This is a genomic window from Micromonospora sp. CNZ309, from assembly GCF_002846525.1.
Genome location: NZ_PJNG01000001.1, coordinates 2234196 through 2248659 on the forward strand (window position 1 = coordinate 2234196; position 14464 = coordinate 2248659).

Below are 14464 nucleotides of genomic sequence, written 5' to 3' on the forward strand. Positions count from 1 at the left end.
TCGCGGGCCGGGACGCTCACCCGTCGGCCGACGAGCCCTGCCCGGCGGGTACGGCGTCGAGCGGTCGGGGCCCGCCGATCGCCGCGCTCGCCCCCGGCTCCGGGGAGACGGCGGGCCCGGCCGGCGGCGCGGCGAGGATCCGGGCCGTCAGGGCGGCCAGCAGCGCGGTGCGTTCCGGCATCCGCGCGACGTCGACGTACTCGCCGCGCGCGTGCGGCAGGCCGCCCACCCCGCCCAGGCCGTCCAGGGTCGGTACGCCGAGGGCGCCGGTGAAGTTGGCGTCGGAGGCGCCCGGGGCGGCGACGCCGCGCACGGGGGGCAGCCCGAGGTCCGCCGCCGCCGACTGCGCGATCCGCAGCAGCGGCGTCGACACGGAGGCCGGCAGCGGGTACCGGTTGATCCCGCCGCTGACGGTCAACCGCGCGTCGGGCAGGCGGGGGGTCAGCTCGCGGACCAGCCGGTCCACCCGGTGCAACTCCTCGCCGGTCCAGGCCCGCACGTCGACGCAGAGGACCGCGGACTCGGGCACCACGTTCGTCATCGTGCCGGCGGAGAGCACCGTCGGGGTCACGCTCGTCTCCCCCGCGGCGAAGGCCTGCACCGCGAGGACGTGGTGGGCGAGTTCGACCCCGGCGTTGACGCCCCGGTGCGGTTCGACGCCGGCGTGGGCCGCCCGGCCGCCGACCGTGATCCGGTAGACGGAGCCGCCCTTGCGGGCGACCTTCAGGTCGCCGCCCTCGGTGCTCGGCTCGCCGACCAGCACCGCACCGGAGCGCCGGGCCTGCTCCTCGATCAGCGGGCGGGAGGTGACCGAACCGCTCTCCTCGTCGCAGGTGAGCAGCAGCCCGATCCGCGAGGTGTCCGGCAGCAGTTCCAGCGCGGTGAGCATCTGCACGATCCCGGCCTTCATGTCGCACACCCCGGGCCCCGTCGCGGTGCTCCCGGTCAGCGTGAAGGGCCATTCGGAGATGGTGCCGGCCGGCCACACCGTGTCGTAGTGACCAAGCAGCAGCACGCGCTGGTCGGGGGCCGACCAGAGCAGGTGCGGCAGCCCCTCGAGGACCACGCGACGCCCGCGCCGGCCCAGCGCGTTGTCGCCCCACGCCTGGAGCAGGTCGGCGCAGGCGACCAGCTCCGGGCCCGCGCCCGGCGGCGACTCGCAGGTCACCAACCGCCGTAGCCGCTCCGTCAGCACCCCGGCCCGCGCCTGCGCCCCGCGCCGAAATATATCGACATCCACCATCATCCGATCGTGGCACCGCCGCCCCGGCCGTCACAGGGCACGCCGCCCGACACCGCACGGACGCGGTGGTATGGGCCCGACACGGCACCCTGGAAGACGGCGCGCTGACGGGTCGCGACGACGTGGAGGGCGCATGGAGGACGCACCACTACCGCCGCAGCGCAGATACCTCCATGGCATAGAAATACCTGCGTGGTATCGGGACAAGCCGACGACACCGCCGGGCGACAGGTCCGGCGCGGCGAGGAGGCGTCGTAGAGCAGGTCGTCGCTGCGCTGCCCAGCGGCGTTGCGGGTGGCGGGCCGCAAACGGCGACGTCCGCCCCGTCGGCGACGACGGGGCGGACGTGGAGGCCGCTGCGGGCCCGCCGACGCGCCGGCGGGCACGGGCAATTCGTCAGTGGCTCATCTCGAGCTGGCCGCGCAGCTTGACCAGCGCGCGGGCGAGCAGGCGGGAGACGTGCATCTGGGAGACACCGACCTGCGCCGCGATCTCGCTCTGGGTCAGGTTGCCGTAGAAGCGCAGGGTGAGGATCTTCTGCTCGCGCTCGTCGAGGGTGGCCAGCGCCGGGCCGAGGGCGACGCGCAGCTCGGCCAGCTCGAACTCGCCGTCCTCGGCGCCCAGCGTGTCGCCGAGCTCGGTGGCGCTGTCGCCGTCGCCGATGGGGGTGGACAGGGAGACGGCGTTGTAGGCACGCGCGCCCTCGAGCCCTTCCAGGACCTCTTCCTCGGTGACGCCGAGGTGGGTGGCGATGTCGGCGACCGTCGGCGCGCGGTTGAGCGTCTGGGTGAGGGTGCCGTTGGCCTCGGAGATGCGCAGCCGCAGCTCCTGGAGGCGACGCGGGACCCGGATGTTCCAGGTGCGGTCGCGGAAGTGGCGCTTGATCTCACCGAGGATCGTCGGGATGGCGAAGCCGGCGAAGTCGACGCCCCGGGAGGCGTCGAACCGGTCCACGGCCTTGATCAGCCCGAGCGCCGCAGTCTGGGCCAGGTCCCCGTTGGGCTCACCGCGCCCGCTGTAACGGAAGGCGAGGTGGTGGGCCAGCGGCAGCCACGCCTCGATCACCCGTGCGCGCAGCGCCGGCCGGTCGGGGTGCCCCTCCGGCAGGGCGGCGAGGGCGGCGGTCAGCTCGCTCGCGCGGGTCTCGTCACCGGAGACCGTGGTGGCGGCGTCGGTGCTGGCGGTCGGCGCGGTCGTCGTGGTGATCATGCTGCCCTTCCCTGTCCTACCGATGCGGCGACGCCGGGAACCGACGACCGCAGTGCCATCACCCTAGACCAACGGCCGCCGCCATATCAACCGAACGGCCGATGGATAAAAGCGACAAAAAATCGTGAACAGGGCGCGAAGGGTGTGGCTCGCGCCACGCGCGGCCGGCGCCGCTGGCACTCAGGGGGCCGGCGGCTGCCCGTAGAGCCGACTCACCGTCTCGGCGACGCAGACCGGCTTGCCACCCGCGTCGCACTCCACGGTGACGGCGGTGACCAGCTGCACCCCGCCCGCCACCGGGGACACCTCGGCGATGCTGGCGACGGCCCGCACCGCCGTGCCGACCCGTACGGGGGCGGGGAACCGCACCCGGTTCAGGCCGTAGTTGACCCCCATCCGTACGCCCCGCACCCGGTAGAGCCGGCCCACCAGCGCCGGCAGCAGGGACAGCGTGAGGTAGCCGTGGGCGATCGTGCCGCCGTACGGGCCGGTGGCGGCCCGCTGCGGGTCGAGGTGGATCCACTGGTGGTCGTCGGTGGCGTCGGCGAACAGGTCGACGCGCCCCTGGTCGATCCGCTGCCACGGCCCCGGGCCGAGGGTCTGCCCGACCGCCGCGGCCAGATCGTCGAGGGAGTCGAAGGTCCTCATGCCAGGTGCCCTCCCAGCCGGGTGTAGCCGCGCAGCAGGTCCCGCGCGATGATGAGCCGCTGCATCTCGTCGGTGCCCTCGAAGATGCGGTAGAGCCGCACCTGCCGGTACCAGCGCTCGACGGGCAGCTCCCGGGTGTAGCCCATGCCGCCATGGATCTGGAGCACCCGGTCGACCACGCGGTTGACCATGCCGGCGCCGTAGAGCTTCGCCATCGAGGAGGCGTGCCGCGGGTCCATGCCCTGGTCCACCGTCCAGGCCGCGCGCAGGATGAGCCAGCGGGCCGCCTCCAGCTCGGTCTCGGAGTCCGCGATCATCCACTGGATCGCCTGGTTGTCGCCGATCGGCCGGCCGAACGTCTGGCGGGTGGTGGCGTAGTCGATCGCCATCCGCAGCGCGCGCTCGGCGATGCCGACCGCGTGCGAGGGGATGGTGTAGCGCCCCTTGCCGATCCACTCCATCGCGAGGGCGAACCCCTGGCCCGGCTCGCCGAGGATGTTGCGCTGCGGCACCCGTACGTCGTCGAAGACCAGCGCCGCCGGCCCACCCTCGCCCATGGTCTGGATGAACTCCGAGCGCCAGCCCATCGCCCGGTCCACCAGGAAGGCCGTGGCACCGCCGTTGCGGGCCCCCTTCTCCCGGTCGGTGACCGCGATGACGATGGCGAAGTCGGCCTCGTTGCCGCCGGTGATGAAGGTCTTCTCGCCGTTGAGCACCCAGTCGTCGCCGTCGCGGCGGGCGCTGAGCCGGATGTTGGCGGCGTCGCTCCCGGCGCCCGGCTCGGTGATCGCGAAGCAGCTGCGCCGCTCCCCCTCGATCGTCGGGATCAGGAACTCCCGCTGCTGCTCCTCGTTGGCGCGGAACAGGATGTTGTCGGCCTCGCCGCCGAAGCGGAACGGCACGTACGAGCGGCCCAGCTCGGTCCAGATCAGCGACTGGGTGACGGCCGGCAGGTCCATGCCGCCGTACGCCTCGGGGGTGGCCAGCCCCCAGAAGCCGAACGCGCGCGCCTTGAGCTGCAACTCGCGCAGCTCGTCGGGCTCCAGCCCGGGCCGGTGGGCGCGTTCACGCCGCAGCAGCTCCTGCTCCAGCGGCATGACCTCCCTGGTGATGAAGTCGCGGGCCGTGTCGCGGATGGCCCGTTCGGTGTCCGAGAGCGCAAAGTCCATGTCCCCTCCGGGGTCGGGTGCGGTGGTACGCGCCTCAGCGCGCGCCGCCGTTGACGTACAGGGTCTGGCCGCTGACGTACGAGGCGTCGTCGCTGGCCAGGAAGGCGATCACCGAGGCGATCTCGGCGGGCTGGGCGACCCGGCGCAGCGGGGTGTGCTCGGCGACCGCCCGCTGGTGCTCCTCGGGGCTGCTGCCCACCCGCTCGGCGGTGGCGGCGGTCATCGCGGTGGCCACGTAGCCGGGGGCGACCGCGTTGACGGTGACGTTGAACGGGCCCAGCTCGACGGCCAGGGTGGCGGTGAGGCCCTGCACGCCGGCCTTGGCCGCCGCGTAGTTGACCTGGCCCCGGTTGCCGAGCGCGGAGCGGCTGCTGAGGTTGACGATCCGGCCGTAGCGGGCCGCCACCATGTGTTCCTGTGCCGCCTGGCAGCACAGGAACATGCTCGTCAGGTTGGTGGTGAGCACCGCCTCCCACTCGGGCAGCGGCATCTTGAACAGCAGGTTGTCGCGGGTGATCCCGGCGTTGTTGACGAGCACGTGCAGCCCGCCGTACGCCTGGATGACCTGGTCGGTCATGGCGGCGACCGCCGCGGCGTCGGTCACGTCGCAGCCGATGCCGACGGCCCGGCCACCGGCGGCGGCGATCTCGTCGGCGACGGCCCGGGCGCGCGCCACGTCGAGGTCGACCACGGCGACCGCCGCGCCCTCGGCGGCCAGCCGGTGCGCGGTGGCCGCGCCGATGCCCTGCGCGGCGCCGGTGACGACGGCGACCCGGTCGGCGAATCTGGTCACGGTTTCTCCCTGACTTCTAGAAGGCGTTGACGCCGGTGAGCGCGCGGCCGATGAGCAGCTGCTGGATCTGGCTGGTGCCCTCGTAGAGGGTGGCGACGCGGGCGTCGCGCAGGTACTTGCCGACCGGGTACTCGTCGATGTAGCCGTAGCCGCCGAAGACCTGCACCGCGTTGTTGGCCGCGCGCACGGCGGCCTCGCTGGCGAAGAGCTTGGCCATCGACGCCTCGGTGGCGAACGGCTCGCCCCGGTCGATCAGGTCGGCCACCCGCCACACGAGCAGGCGCGCGGCGTCGGTGTCGACGGCGATGGCGGCGAGCAGTTGCTGCACGAGCTGGTGGGCGGCGATGGGCTTGCCGAACTGGGTGCGCTGCCCGGCGTAGCCGACGGCCGCGTCCAGGCAGCCCTGGGCGATGCCGACGCAGCCGGCGGCCACGGACATCCGGCCCTTGGCCAGGGTCGCCAGGGCGAGCCGGAAGCCGGCGCCCTCCTCGCCCAGGCGCGCCGACTCCGGCACCCGTACGCCGTCGAAGCGCAGCTCCCCGGTGGCCTGCCCGCGCAGGCCCAGCTTGCCGTGGATCTCCCGCCGGGTCAGGCCCGGCGCGTCGGTGGGCACCAGGAACGCGCTGATGCCCCGGTGACCGGGGCCGCCGGTGCGGGCGAAGACCAGCGCGACGTCGGCCGTGGTGCCGTTGGTGATGAACATCTTCGCGCCGGTGATCAGCCAGTCGGTGCCGTCGCGCACCGCCCGGGTGGTCAGCGCGGCGGCGTCGGAGCCGCTGTCCGGCTCGGTCAGCGCGAAGCAGCCGAGCGCCGCGCCGGAGCAGAGCCGGGGCAACCACTGCTCCCGCTGGGCCGGGGTCCCGTGCGCGGCGACGGACTTGGCGACCAGGCCGAGGGAGACCGAGACGATGCCGCGTACGGCGGAGTCGCCGCGGCCGAGCTCCTCCAGCACCAGGCAGTAGGAGAGGTGGTCGCCGCCGGACCCGCCGTCGTCCTCGCCGATGGTGAGACCCAGGAAGCCCAACTCGCCGAGCTTGCCGACGATGTCGGGGTCGACGGACTCCCGGCGGTCCCAGGTGGCCGCGTGCGGCACCACCTCGCGGTCGACGAAGTCCGCAGCGAGCCGGCGGACCGCCGCCTGCTCGGCGGAGAGTTCCAGATCCATGAGCCTTAAACTAGCGGTGCAAGTTTAATTCCGTCCAGACCCGCTTGTGGCAGAGTCTGCGAGGGACGACCCGAGCGAAGGAGGACCGGATGCCCCGGCCGCGGCAGGCGCTGCTCAGCCGGCAGCGGATCGTCGAGACCGCCGCCGCGCTGATCGACGCCGAGGGGTTGGAGGGCTTCTCCACCCGCCGGCTCGCCGCCGAACTCGGGGTACGCGGGCCGTCGCTCTACAACCACTTCGCCACCAAGGACGAGATCCTCGACGCGGTGGCCGACAGCGTCACCGGCCAGGTGGACGTCTCGTTCTTCGGCACCGTCGACTGGCGCGAGGCCCTGCGCCGGTGGGGGCACTCCTACCGCGCCGCGCTGGCGGCGCACCCGAACATCGTGCCGTACCTGGCCCGGGGCCCGGGGCGCCGGCCGGCGGCGCTGACCATGGCCGACGCCGTCTACGGCGGCCTGGTCGCCGCCGGGTGGCCGCCGGCCCGGGCGACCCACATCGGCGCGCTCATGCGCTACTTCGTGGCCGGCTCGGCGCTGGGCTCGTTCGCCCGGGGCTTCGTCGAGGACCCGGGGCTGTACGCGGAGCAGTACCCGCACCTGACCCAGGCCCACCGGCTGGCCGAGCACCAGCAGCGGGTGGACGAGGGCGCCTTCGCGCTGGGCCTCGACGCGCTGATCCACGGGCTGTCGCGCACCTACGAGGAGCGCATCGGGCCGCTGCCACCCCTCCCGCCGGCCGCGGACGCGTACTAGAGTCAAAACTTGCACCGCTAGTTTCGGCCGACGTACGTGAGGGGTTAACAGCAGCTAGCGTCCCGGGGATCTTTGGGGCTCTTTGACGCTCTACATTGGAGTGTGTGAACTTGAAAGAATGGGCGGCGTCGCAGGGCATCGCGTACATCACAGCTCGTCGGCAGTACGCGGCCGGGACGTTGCCTGTTCCTACATACCGGCTCGGGCGGCTCATCATGGTCGGCGAGCCTCTGACCGGTGCTACCCGGAACGCCGGGCAAGTCGTGGTCTACGCCCGGGTGTCGTCGTCGGAGCAGAAGACGGATCTGGACCGGCAGGTTGCCCGGGTCACCATATGGGCGACCGGGCAGCGTCTGGCCGTGGACCGGGTGGTGACCGAGGTCGGATCCGCACTGAACGGGCATCGTAAGAGGTTCCTCGCCCTGCTGCGCGACCCGGCCGTGACGACCATCGTCGTGGAGCACCGCGACCGATTCGCGCGTTTCGGAGCCGAGTATGTCGAGGCCGCCCTCGCCGCGCAGGGTCGCCGGCTGCTCGTGGTCGACCCGGCTGAGGTAGACGACGACCTGGTGCGCGACGTTACCGAGATCCTGACGTCGCTATGTGCTCGCCTCTACGGGCGGCGTGCCGCCGCGAATCGTGCCCGCCGCGCTGTCGAGGCCGCCACCAAGGGCGACCCGGTGTGAATACGATCCAGGCGTACCGGTTCGCCCTCGACCTGTCCCCGGGCCAGGAGCGTGCGGTGCTGGCGCACTCCGGGGCCGCTCGCGTTGCGCACAACTGGGCGCTGGCGCGGGTCAAGGCCGTCATGGACCAGCGGGCCGCCGAACGAACCTACGGCGTGCCGGACGACCTCCTGACCCCAAGCATGTCGTGGACGCTGCCCGCTCTGCGCAAGGCGTGGAACGCCGTCAAGGAGCGGGTCGCTCCGTGGTGGAGGGAGTGCTCGAAGGAGGCGTTCAACACCGGCCTGGACGCGCTCGCTCGCGGCTTGAGGAATTGGGCTGACTGTCGTTCGGGTCGGCGGACTGGTCGGCCGGTGGGGTTTCCCCGGTTCAAGTCCCGCCGCCGCACCACTGCGTCTGTGCGGTTTACCACCGGCGCGATCCGGGTCGAGCCGGGCCGTAAGCATGTGGTGCTGCCCCGGCTGGGACGGTTGAAGCTGCACGAGTCGGCCCGGAAGCTCGCCCGCCGTCTCGAGGCAGGCACTGCCCGGATCATGTCCGCCACGGTCCGCCGTGACGGCGGCCGGTGGCACGTCGCGTTCTGCGTCGAGGTGCAACGGTGCGAGCGAACGCCGGCCCGGCCCGACAGCGTGGTCGGTGTGGACGTGGGGATCACGCACCTCGCGGTGCTGTCCACCGGCGAACCAGTCGACAATCCGCGCCACCTGACCGTCGCGCAGGCCCGGCTGCGGATGCTGGGTCGGGCGCTGTCGCGTAAGCAGGGTCCGGACCGGCGTATCGGACGACGGCCGTCGACACGGTGGGAACGCGCTGCTGCCCGGCTCGGCCGCGCCCACGCCCGCGTCGCGAATCTACGCCGAGACGGCGTGCACAAGCTCACCACCCGACTCGCCCGCGAGCACGGCACGATCGTGGTCGAAGACCTCAACGTGGCCGGCATGTTGGCCAATCGCAGGCTGGCCCGGCACATCACCGACGCCGGATTCGCCGAGATTCGCCGGCAGTTGACCTACAAAACCCAGTGGAACGGCGGACGGCTCATCATCGCCGACCGCTGGTACCCATCCAGCAAGATGTGCTCGGGTTGCGGCGCGGTGAAAGCCAAGCTCGCCCTGTCCGAGCGCGAGTACCACTGCCAGGCGTGCGGCCTGGTCATGGAGCGCGACCACAACGCCTCGCTGAACCTGGCCGCCCTCGCGGCCGAGTTCGACCCCGCCGGGAGTGGCCCGGTGGCAGCACGTGGAGCCGACCGTAAGACCCGTGAACGCGGGCAGGTGGCTGTGAAGCGTGAACCCGGCACGGCAACCGCCGGTCAGACCGGGACCGTCCCACCGCAAGGTAGGACTACTGATCACGTGTTCACCAAAGCGCACTGAAAGGTAACGGCACGATGGATCTCGCACGGACCGACTTCTACCTCGACGGACAGTGGGTCGCCGCCGGCGCCGGGGAGACCGTCGCGGTGCGGAACCCGGCGACCGAGGAGGTCGTCGCCGCCGTCCCGGCCGGCACCGCCGCCGACGTCGACCGCGCCGTCGCGGCGGCCCGGGCCGCCTTCCCTGGTTGGGCCGACACCGCGCCCGCCGAGCGGGCCGCCCGCCTGGACCGGCTGCACGCCGCGCTCTCCGCCCGGGCCGACGAGATCGCCCGTACCGTCGCCCTGGAGCTGGGCACCCCGCTGAAGGTGGCCACCCGGGTCCAGGCCGGCCTGCCGCTGACCGTCCTGCACAGCTACGTCGAGCTGGCCGCCCGCCCCCCGGCCGACGAGACGATCGGCAACTCGCTGGTGGTCCGGGAGCCGGTCGGCGTGGTCGGGGCGATCACCCCGTGGAACTACCCGCTGCACCAGGTCGTCGCGAAACTGGCCCCCGCCCTGGCCGCCGGCTGCACGGTGGTGCTCAAGCCGAGCGAGCTGACCCCGCTGACGGCGTACCTGCTCTTCGACGCGATCCACGAGGCCGGCTTCCCGCCCGGGGTGGTCAACCTGGTCACCGGCACCGGCCCGGTCGTCGGCGAGGCCATCGCCGCGCACCCCGACGTCGACATGGTCTCCTTCACCGGCTCGACGGCCACCGGTCGGCGGATCTCCCACCTCGCCGCCGACCGGATCGCCCGGGTCGCCCTGGAACTCGGCGGCAAGTCGGCCAACCTCGTCCTCGACGACGCCGACCTGGGCACGGCCGTGAAGGTGGGGGTCGGCAACGCCTTCCTCAACTCCGGGCAGACCTGCACCGCCTGGACCCGCCTGCTGGTGCACCGCGACCGCTACGACGAGGCCCTCGACCTGGCCGCCAAGGCCGCGGCCGGCTACCGGCTGGGCGACCCGTTCGACCCGGCCACCCGGCTCGGCCCGCTGGTCTCCGCGGCGCAGCGGGAACGGGTCCTCGGGCACGTCGCCCGAGGGCTGGCCGACGGGGGCCGACTGGTGTGCGGCGGGCCCGACGCGCCGGTGCCGGACCGGGGGTTCTTCGTCGCCCCGACGGTGATCGCCGACGTCGACCCCGACAGCGCCCTGGCCCAGGAGGAGGTCTTCGGCCCGGTGCTCGCGGTCATGCCGTTCGACGACGAGGACGAGGCCGTGCGCATCGCCAACAACTCCCGCTACGGGCTGGCCGGCGCGGTCTGGTCGGCCGACGAGGAGCGGGCGCTGCGGGTGGCCCGGCGGCTGCGTACGGGCGCCGTCGACGTCAACGGCGCCCCGTTCAACCCGCTCGCCCCGTTCGGCGGCTACAAGCAGTCCGGCCTCGGCCGGGAGCTGGGCCGGCACGGGCTCGAGGAGTTCCTCCAGGTCAAGGCCATCCAGCGATGAGGGCGCTGGTCGTACGGGGCGTCGGCGCCCCGCTGCGGGTGGAGGAGATCGAGCTGCCGGCCCTGGGCCCGCACGAGGTACGGGTGAGCGTCCGCGCCGCCGGCGTCTGCCACTCCGACCTGTCCATGGTCGACGGCACGCTGGCACCGCCGTACCCGCTGGTGCTGGGGCACGAGGCGGCGGGGGTGGTCGCCGAGGTCGGCGAGGGGGTCACGCGGGTCGCGCCGGGCGCGCACGTGGTGCTGAACTGGGCCCCGCCCTGCCGCGACTGCTGGTACTGCCGGCGGGGCGAGCCGTGGCTGTGCGAACGCACCGGAGCGCCCTCGGCGCCCCGGGGGCGGACGCCGTCCGGCGAGCCCCTGCACGTCACGCTCGGCCTCGGCGCCCTCGCCGAGGAGGTGGTGGTGCCGCAGGACGCCGTCATCGGCGTCCCGGCGGAGCTGCCCTTCGAGGCGGCGGCGCTGCTCGGCTGCGCCGTGCTCACCGGCGTCGGCGCGGTCCGCCGTACGGCGAAGGTGTCCGCCGGCGAGTCGGTGGCCGTGATCGGCCTCGGCGGGGTAGGCCTGTCGGTGGTCTCCGCCGCGCGGGCCGCCGGCGCGGACCCGGTGCTCGCCGTCGACGTCTCCCCGACCAAGGCGGCGCTGGCCACCGCGGCCGGGGCCACCGACTTCCTGCTCGCCGACGAGTCGCTCAACCGGACGATCCGGGGGCGCACCGGAGGTCGCGGCGTCGACCACGCGCTGGAGTGCGTCGGGCGGGCGGCCACCATCCGCACCGCCTGGCGGGCGACCCGCCGGGGCGGCCAGGTCACCGTCGTCGGCATGGGCGCCAAGGACGACATCGTCGGGCTGGGCGCGCTGGACATCTTCCACTCGGCCCGGACGCTGCGTTCCTCGGTCTACGGCTCCTCCGACCCGGACCGGGACGTGCCCGAGCTCACCCGCGCCGTGCTCGACGGCACCCTCGACCTCGGCTACCTGGTCACCGACCGGACCACCCTCGACGGCGCACCCGAGGCCTTCGCCCGCATGTCCCGGGGCGAGGGCGCCCGCACGATCGTCCTGCCCACCGCCTGATCCGCGTCGATCACGCACCTGTGGTGGGCGGTCGCCGCCACGTCGCGGCCTTCGTGGGGCACCGCGACCGCACGATCGACGCGGGCGGGCGCGGGTCAGGACAGGGCGCGGGCCAGTTCGGTGCGGGAGCGGATGTTGAGGCGGTGGAAGATGTTGCGCAGGTGGTGGTCGACGGTGCGGGTGGACAGGAACATCCGGGCGGCGATCTCCCGGTTGGTGGCGCCCTCGGCGACCAGTTGCGCGATCCGGAGCTGCTGACCGGTCAGCAGTCGCGCCGCCGACTCCTCCGGGGGGCCGACCGACTCGCCGGCCGCCCGCAGCTCCGTGGTGGCCTGCTGCGCCCAGCTGGCCGCCCCGAGCAGCGTGAACGCCTCCCGGGCGGCGTGCAGGTGCTCGCGGGCCGCGCGCGGTCGGCGGCTGCGGCGCAGTTCCCGGCCGAGGAGCAGCTCGGTGCGGGCCCGCTCGAACGCGTCGGCGTCCGTCGGGTGCAGCCGCAGGGCGGTGCGGAACTCGCGCTCCGCCTCGGCGCTGCCCCGGGGCGCGAGCAGCCCGTGGCAGCGCGCGGAGAGGGCCCGGCGCGACGGGCTCGCCGTGCTGCTGGCCCACCGGTCGAACACGGCGAGGGCGGCGCCGGCGACCGGACGGTCCGCGACGGCGGCGGCCGCCTCCACGAGGTACGGCGTGGCCATCACCAGGACCAGCACCTGCCCTCGGCCCGTACCCGGACAGGCCAGCCCGGCCAGTCGCGCGGCGGCGGCGGCCGGCCGGTTGTCGACCAGGTCGAGCACGGCCAGCGCCCACTGCGCGAGGGCGCGCGGCCGGCTGTGCGCGCCCGCGTCCTCGCCGATCTCCCGGATCCGGCGCAGGGCGGTGTCGCGGTCGGCCCGCACGGCCGCCAGCACCGCCAGCATCCCCAGGTGTACGCCGGCCCAGTTCTCCTGGCCGGTGTCCCGGGCGATGCGCAGCCCCTCCCGGGAGCTGTCCGTCGCGGCGTCGTGCCGGCCCAGCCAGTACTCCGCGGCCGCCCGCAGCTCCAGCGCGCGCGGCAGTGCGGACACCTCGCCCCGCTCGCGGGCCAGCTCGACGGCGCGCTCGGCGAGCCGGTGCGCCGCGCCGTCCACGGCCACCAGCAGCCCGGCCGCCGCCGCGCAGGTCAGGGCGGCGGGGGTCGACGCCGCCCCGGTCAGCTGTCCGCCGAGGACGACCGCCCGGCGCAGGGCCGGGCCGGCCTGCTCGTGGTCGCCGCGCAGGGTCGCCGCCGTCCCGGCGACGTAGGCGCTCAGCAGCTCGGTCGCGGGCGGGTCGTCGGGGCGGCGCAACAGCTCCGCCCGGCGCGCGACCTCGGCGTAGCGGTACTGGTCGCCGGCGAAGCAGACGGCCTCGCCCGCCCGCACCAACGCCCCGAGGGCCAGCGCGCGATCGCCGTCCGCGCCACCCGTGCCGGTGCACGCGCGATCGGCGGCGGCCAGGGTGTCGGCGGCGGACAGCAGCGTGGTGAGCGCGAGCCCGGGTCGGCCGGTGCGCAGTTCCAGTTCCCCGCGCAGCAGGTCGGCCCGGCCCGCCACGGCGACCTCGGCGGCCGGGGGCAGTTCGCCCAGCAGCAGTCGGGCCCGGTGCGCCCGGCCGGCCGACCAGGCGTACCGGGCGGCGGCCACCAGCCGGGCGGCGGCGCGTACCGGATCGTCGCTGAGTTCGGCGGCCCGGTGCAGCGCCGCCGCGGCCACCGCTCCCCCGCGTGCGTACTCGGCCGCCGCCTGCTCCAACTCGGCGGCCAGGGCGGGGTCGGGGCCCGGGGCCGCGGCGGCGAGGTGTCCCGCCCGGCGCAGCCGGTGCCGCGTCCCGTCCAGCACGCCGGCGAGCAGCAGGTGCGCCGCGCGCCGCTCGGCCAGCGGCGCGGCGGCCCGGACGACGGTGCGGACGAGGGGCTGCGGAAAGGTGACCCGTCGCGGCTCGACGCGGACCAGGCCCGCGAGTTCGGCCGGGGCGAGCGCCTCGACCGCCGTGCCGGCGGCGCGGGCCGCCCGGACCAGGGTGGCCGGCTCCCCGTCCTCGTCGAGCGCGGCGAGCAGCAGGACGCGGCGGGTGTCGGCGGGCAGCCGGTCCACGCGGGCCCGGTAGGCGCGGCCCAGCCTGCCGTCGGGCGGGGGCGTCTCGGGCACGGGTTCCTCCCCGCGGCACTGCCCGGGGGTGAGCACCCCGGCCAGGTCGAGAAGGGCCTGCGGATTGCCGCCGGCCGCCGCACCGAGCGCGGCGGCCACGGGTGGCGCGGGCGGCCGGCCGCCCAGCCGGTCGGTGAGCAGGGCGACGCTGTCCCGGTCGTCGAGCGGGCGCAGCCGGTGGCGGGCCATCCCGCCGAGCGGCACGTCCGCGGCGGTGGTGAGCAGGACGGCCACCCGCGAGCGGTGCAGGCGACGGGCGACGAACGCCAGCACGTCCGCCGTGGGCTGGTCGCCCCGGTCCACGTCGTCCATCGTGCACAGCAGGGGGGTCTCCCGCGCGGCGGCGGCCAGCAGGCCGAGCACGGCCAGGGAGAGCGCCAGGCGGCGGTGGGCGGGGCAGCCCGCGCCGGCCACCGCCCGCAGCAGCACCCGCCGCTGGTGCTCCGGCAGCGCCGGGGCGCGGTCCAGCACCGGGTCCAGCAGCCGTTGCAGCCCGGCGTACGGCAGGTCGGCCTCCTCGGGGAGCCCCGTGCCGGCCAGGACGGCGCAGCCCTCGGCGTGCCGGTGCGCGTAGTCGACGAGCGCGCTCCGGCCGGATCCCGGCTCGCCCTGGAGCAGCAGCGCTCCCCCGCCGGTGGGCAGGTCGCCCAGCAGCCGCCGGATGGCGGCGCGCTCCTCGGTCCGGCCACGCAACACGGTTAATTGCACTGACGATGCAGTAACCATGCATCGAGTGTTACCTATCGGTAGCC

The 14464-nt window shown here is 74.6% G+C and carries 12 protein-coding genes; 5 read left to right on the forward strand and 7 right to left on the reverse strand.

Annotated features, from left to right (window positions below; genetic code table 11):
• Positions 1-16: 16 nt before the first annotated feature.
• From CLT72_RS09060 to CLT72_RS09085, 6 genes are all read right to left on the reverse strand, one after another.
• Positions 17-1243 carry a M20/M25/M40 family metallo-hydrolase gene (locus tag CLT72_RS09060; protein ID WP_101415047.1) on the reverse strand — a complete coding sequence of 409 codons (1227 nt, stop codon included), beginning with the start codon at positions 1241-1243 and terminating at the stop codon, positions 17-19.
• A gap of 396 nt (positions 1244-1639) precedes the next feature.
• Complete coding sequence (locus CLT72_RS09065) at positions 1640-2452, reverse strand: SigB/SigF/SigG family RNA polymerase sigma factor (protein WP_088999807.1); 813 nt, start codon at positions 2450-2452, stop codon at positions 1640-1642.
• Between the two features lie 180 nt (positions 2453-2632).
• Entirely contained in the window at positions 2633-3100 is a 468-nt protein-coding gene (locus tag CLT72_RS09070) for a MaoC family dehydratase (protein ID WP_101410774.1), read from the reverse strand.
• The gene (locus CLT72_RS09075) at positions 3097-4269 is read right to left on the reverse strand and encodes an acyl-CoA dehydrogenase family protein (protein WP_101410776.1); all 1173 of its coding nucleotides are present in this window, start codon (positions 4267-4269) and stop codon (positions 3097-3099) included. The genes CLT72_RS09070 and CLT72_RS09075 overlap by 4 nt, the downstream gene beginning before the upstream one ends.
• Positions 4270-4303: 34 nt before the next feature.
• Positions 4304-5062, reverse strand: a complete 759-nt coding sequence (gene fabG / locus CLT72_RS09080) for a 3-oxoacyl-ACP reductase FabG (RefSeq protein ID WP_101410778.1) — start codon at positions 5060-5062, stop codon at positions 4304-4306.
• Positions 5063-5078: 16 nt separating this feature from the next.
• Positions 5079-6227 carry an acyl-CoA dehydrogenase family protein gene (locus CLT72_RS09085; protein WP_101410780.1) on the reverse strand — a complete coding sequence of 383 codons (1149 nt, stop codon included), beginning with the start codon at positions 6225-6227 and terminating at the stop codon, positions 5079-5081.
• An 89-nt stretch (positions 6228-6316) separates the two neighbouring features.
• On the opposite strand from CLT72_RS09085, the gene CLT72_RS09090 reads away from it, so the two are divergent.
• From CLT72_RS09090 to CLT72_RS09110, 5 genes are all read left to right on the forward strand, one after another.
• Positions 6317-6982, forward strand: coding sequence for a TetR/AcrR family transcriptional regulator C-terminal domain-containing protein (locus tag CLT72_RS09090; RefSeq protein ID WP_101410782.1), 666 nt, complete (start codon positions 6317-6319; stop codon positions 6980-6982).
• A gap of 104 nt (positions 6983-7086) precedes the next feature.
• On the forward strand, positions 7087-7668 hold the full coding sequence (locus CLT72_RS09095) for an IS607 family transposase (protein ID WP_101410784.1): 582 nt from the start codon (positions 7087-7089) through the stop codon (positions 7666-7668).
• Positions 7665-9044: an IS607 family element RNA-guided endonuclease TnpB gene (gene tnpB, locus CLT72_RS09100; protein ID WP_101410786.1), complete on the forward strand. Its 1380-nt coding sequence runs from the start codon at positions 7665-7667 to the stop codon at positions 9042-9044. The genes CLT72_RS09095 and tnpB overlap by 4 nt, the downstream gene beginning before the upstream one ends.
• A 14-nt stretch (positions 9045-9058) precedes the next feature.
• On the forward strand, positions 9059-10477 hold the full coding sequence (locus tag CLT72_RS09105) for an aldehyde dehydrogenase family protein (protein WP_101410787.1): 1419 nt from the start codon (positions 9059-9061) through the stop codon (positions 10475-10477).
• Positions 10474-11553 carry an alcohol dehydrogenase catalytic domain-containing protein gene (locus CLT72_RS09110; RefSeq protein WP_101410789.1) on the forward strand — a complete coding sequence of 360 codons (1080 nt, stop codon included), beginning with the start codon at positions 10474-10476 and terminating at the stop codon, positions 11551-11553. Before CLT72_RS09105 ends, CLT72_RS09110 begins: the two co-directional genes overlap by 4 nt.
• Positions 11554-11648: 95 nt before the next feature.
• Here the strand turns inward: CLT72_RS09110 and CLT72_RS09115 are convergent, their stop codons facing one another.
• Positions 11649-14408 (reverse strand): helix-turn-helix transcriptional regulator, encoded by a 2760-nt coding sequence (locus CLT72_RS09115; protein ID WP_250102149.1) that lies wholly within the window; start codon positions 14406-14408, stop codon positions 11649-11651.
• Positions 14409-14464 lie beyond the last annotated feature (56 nt).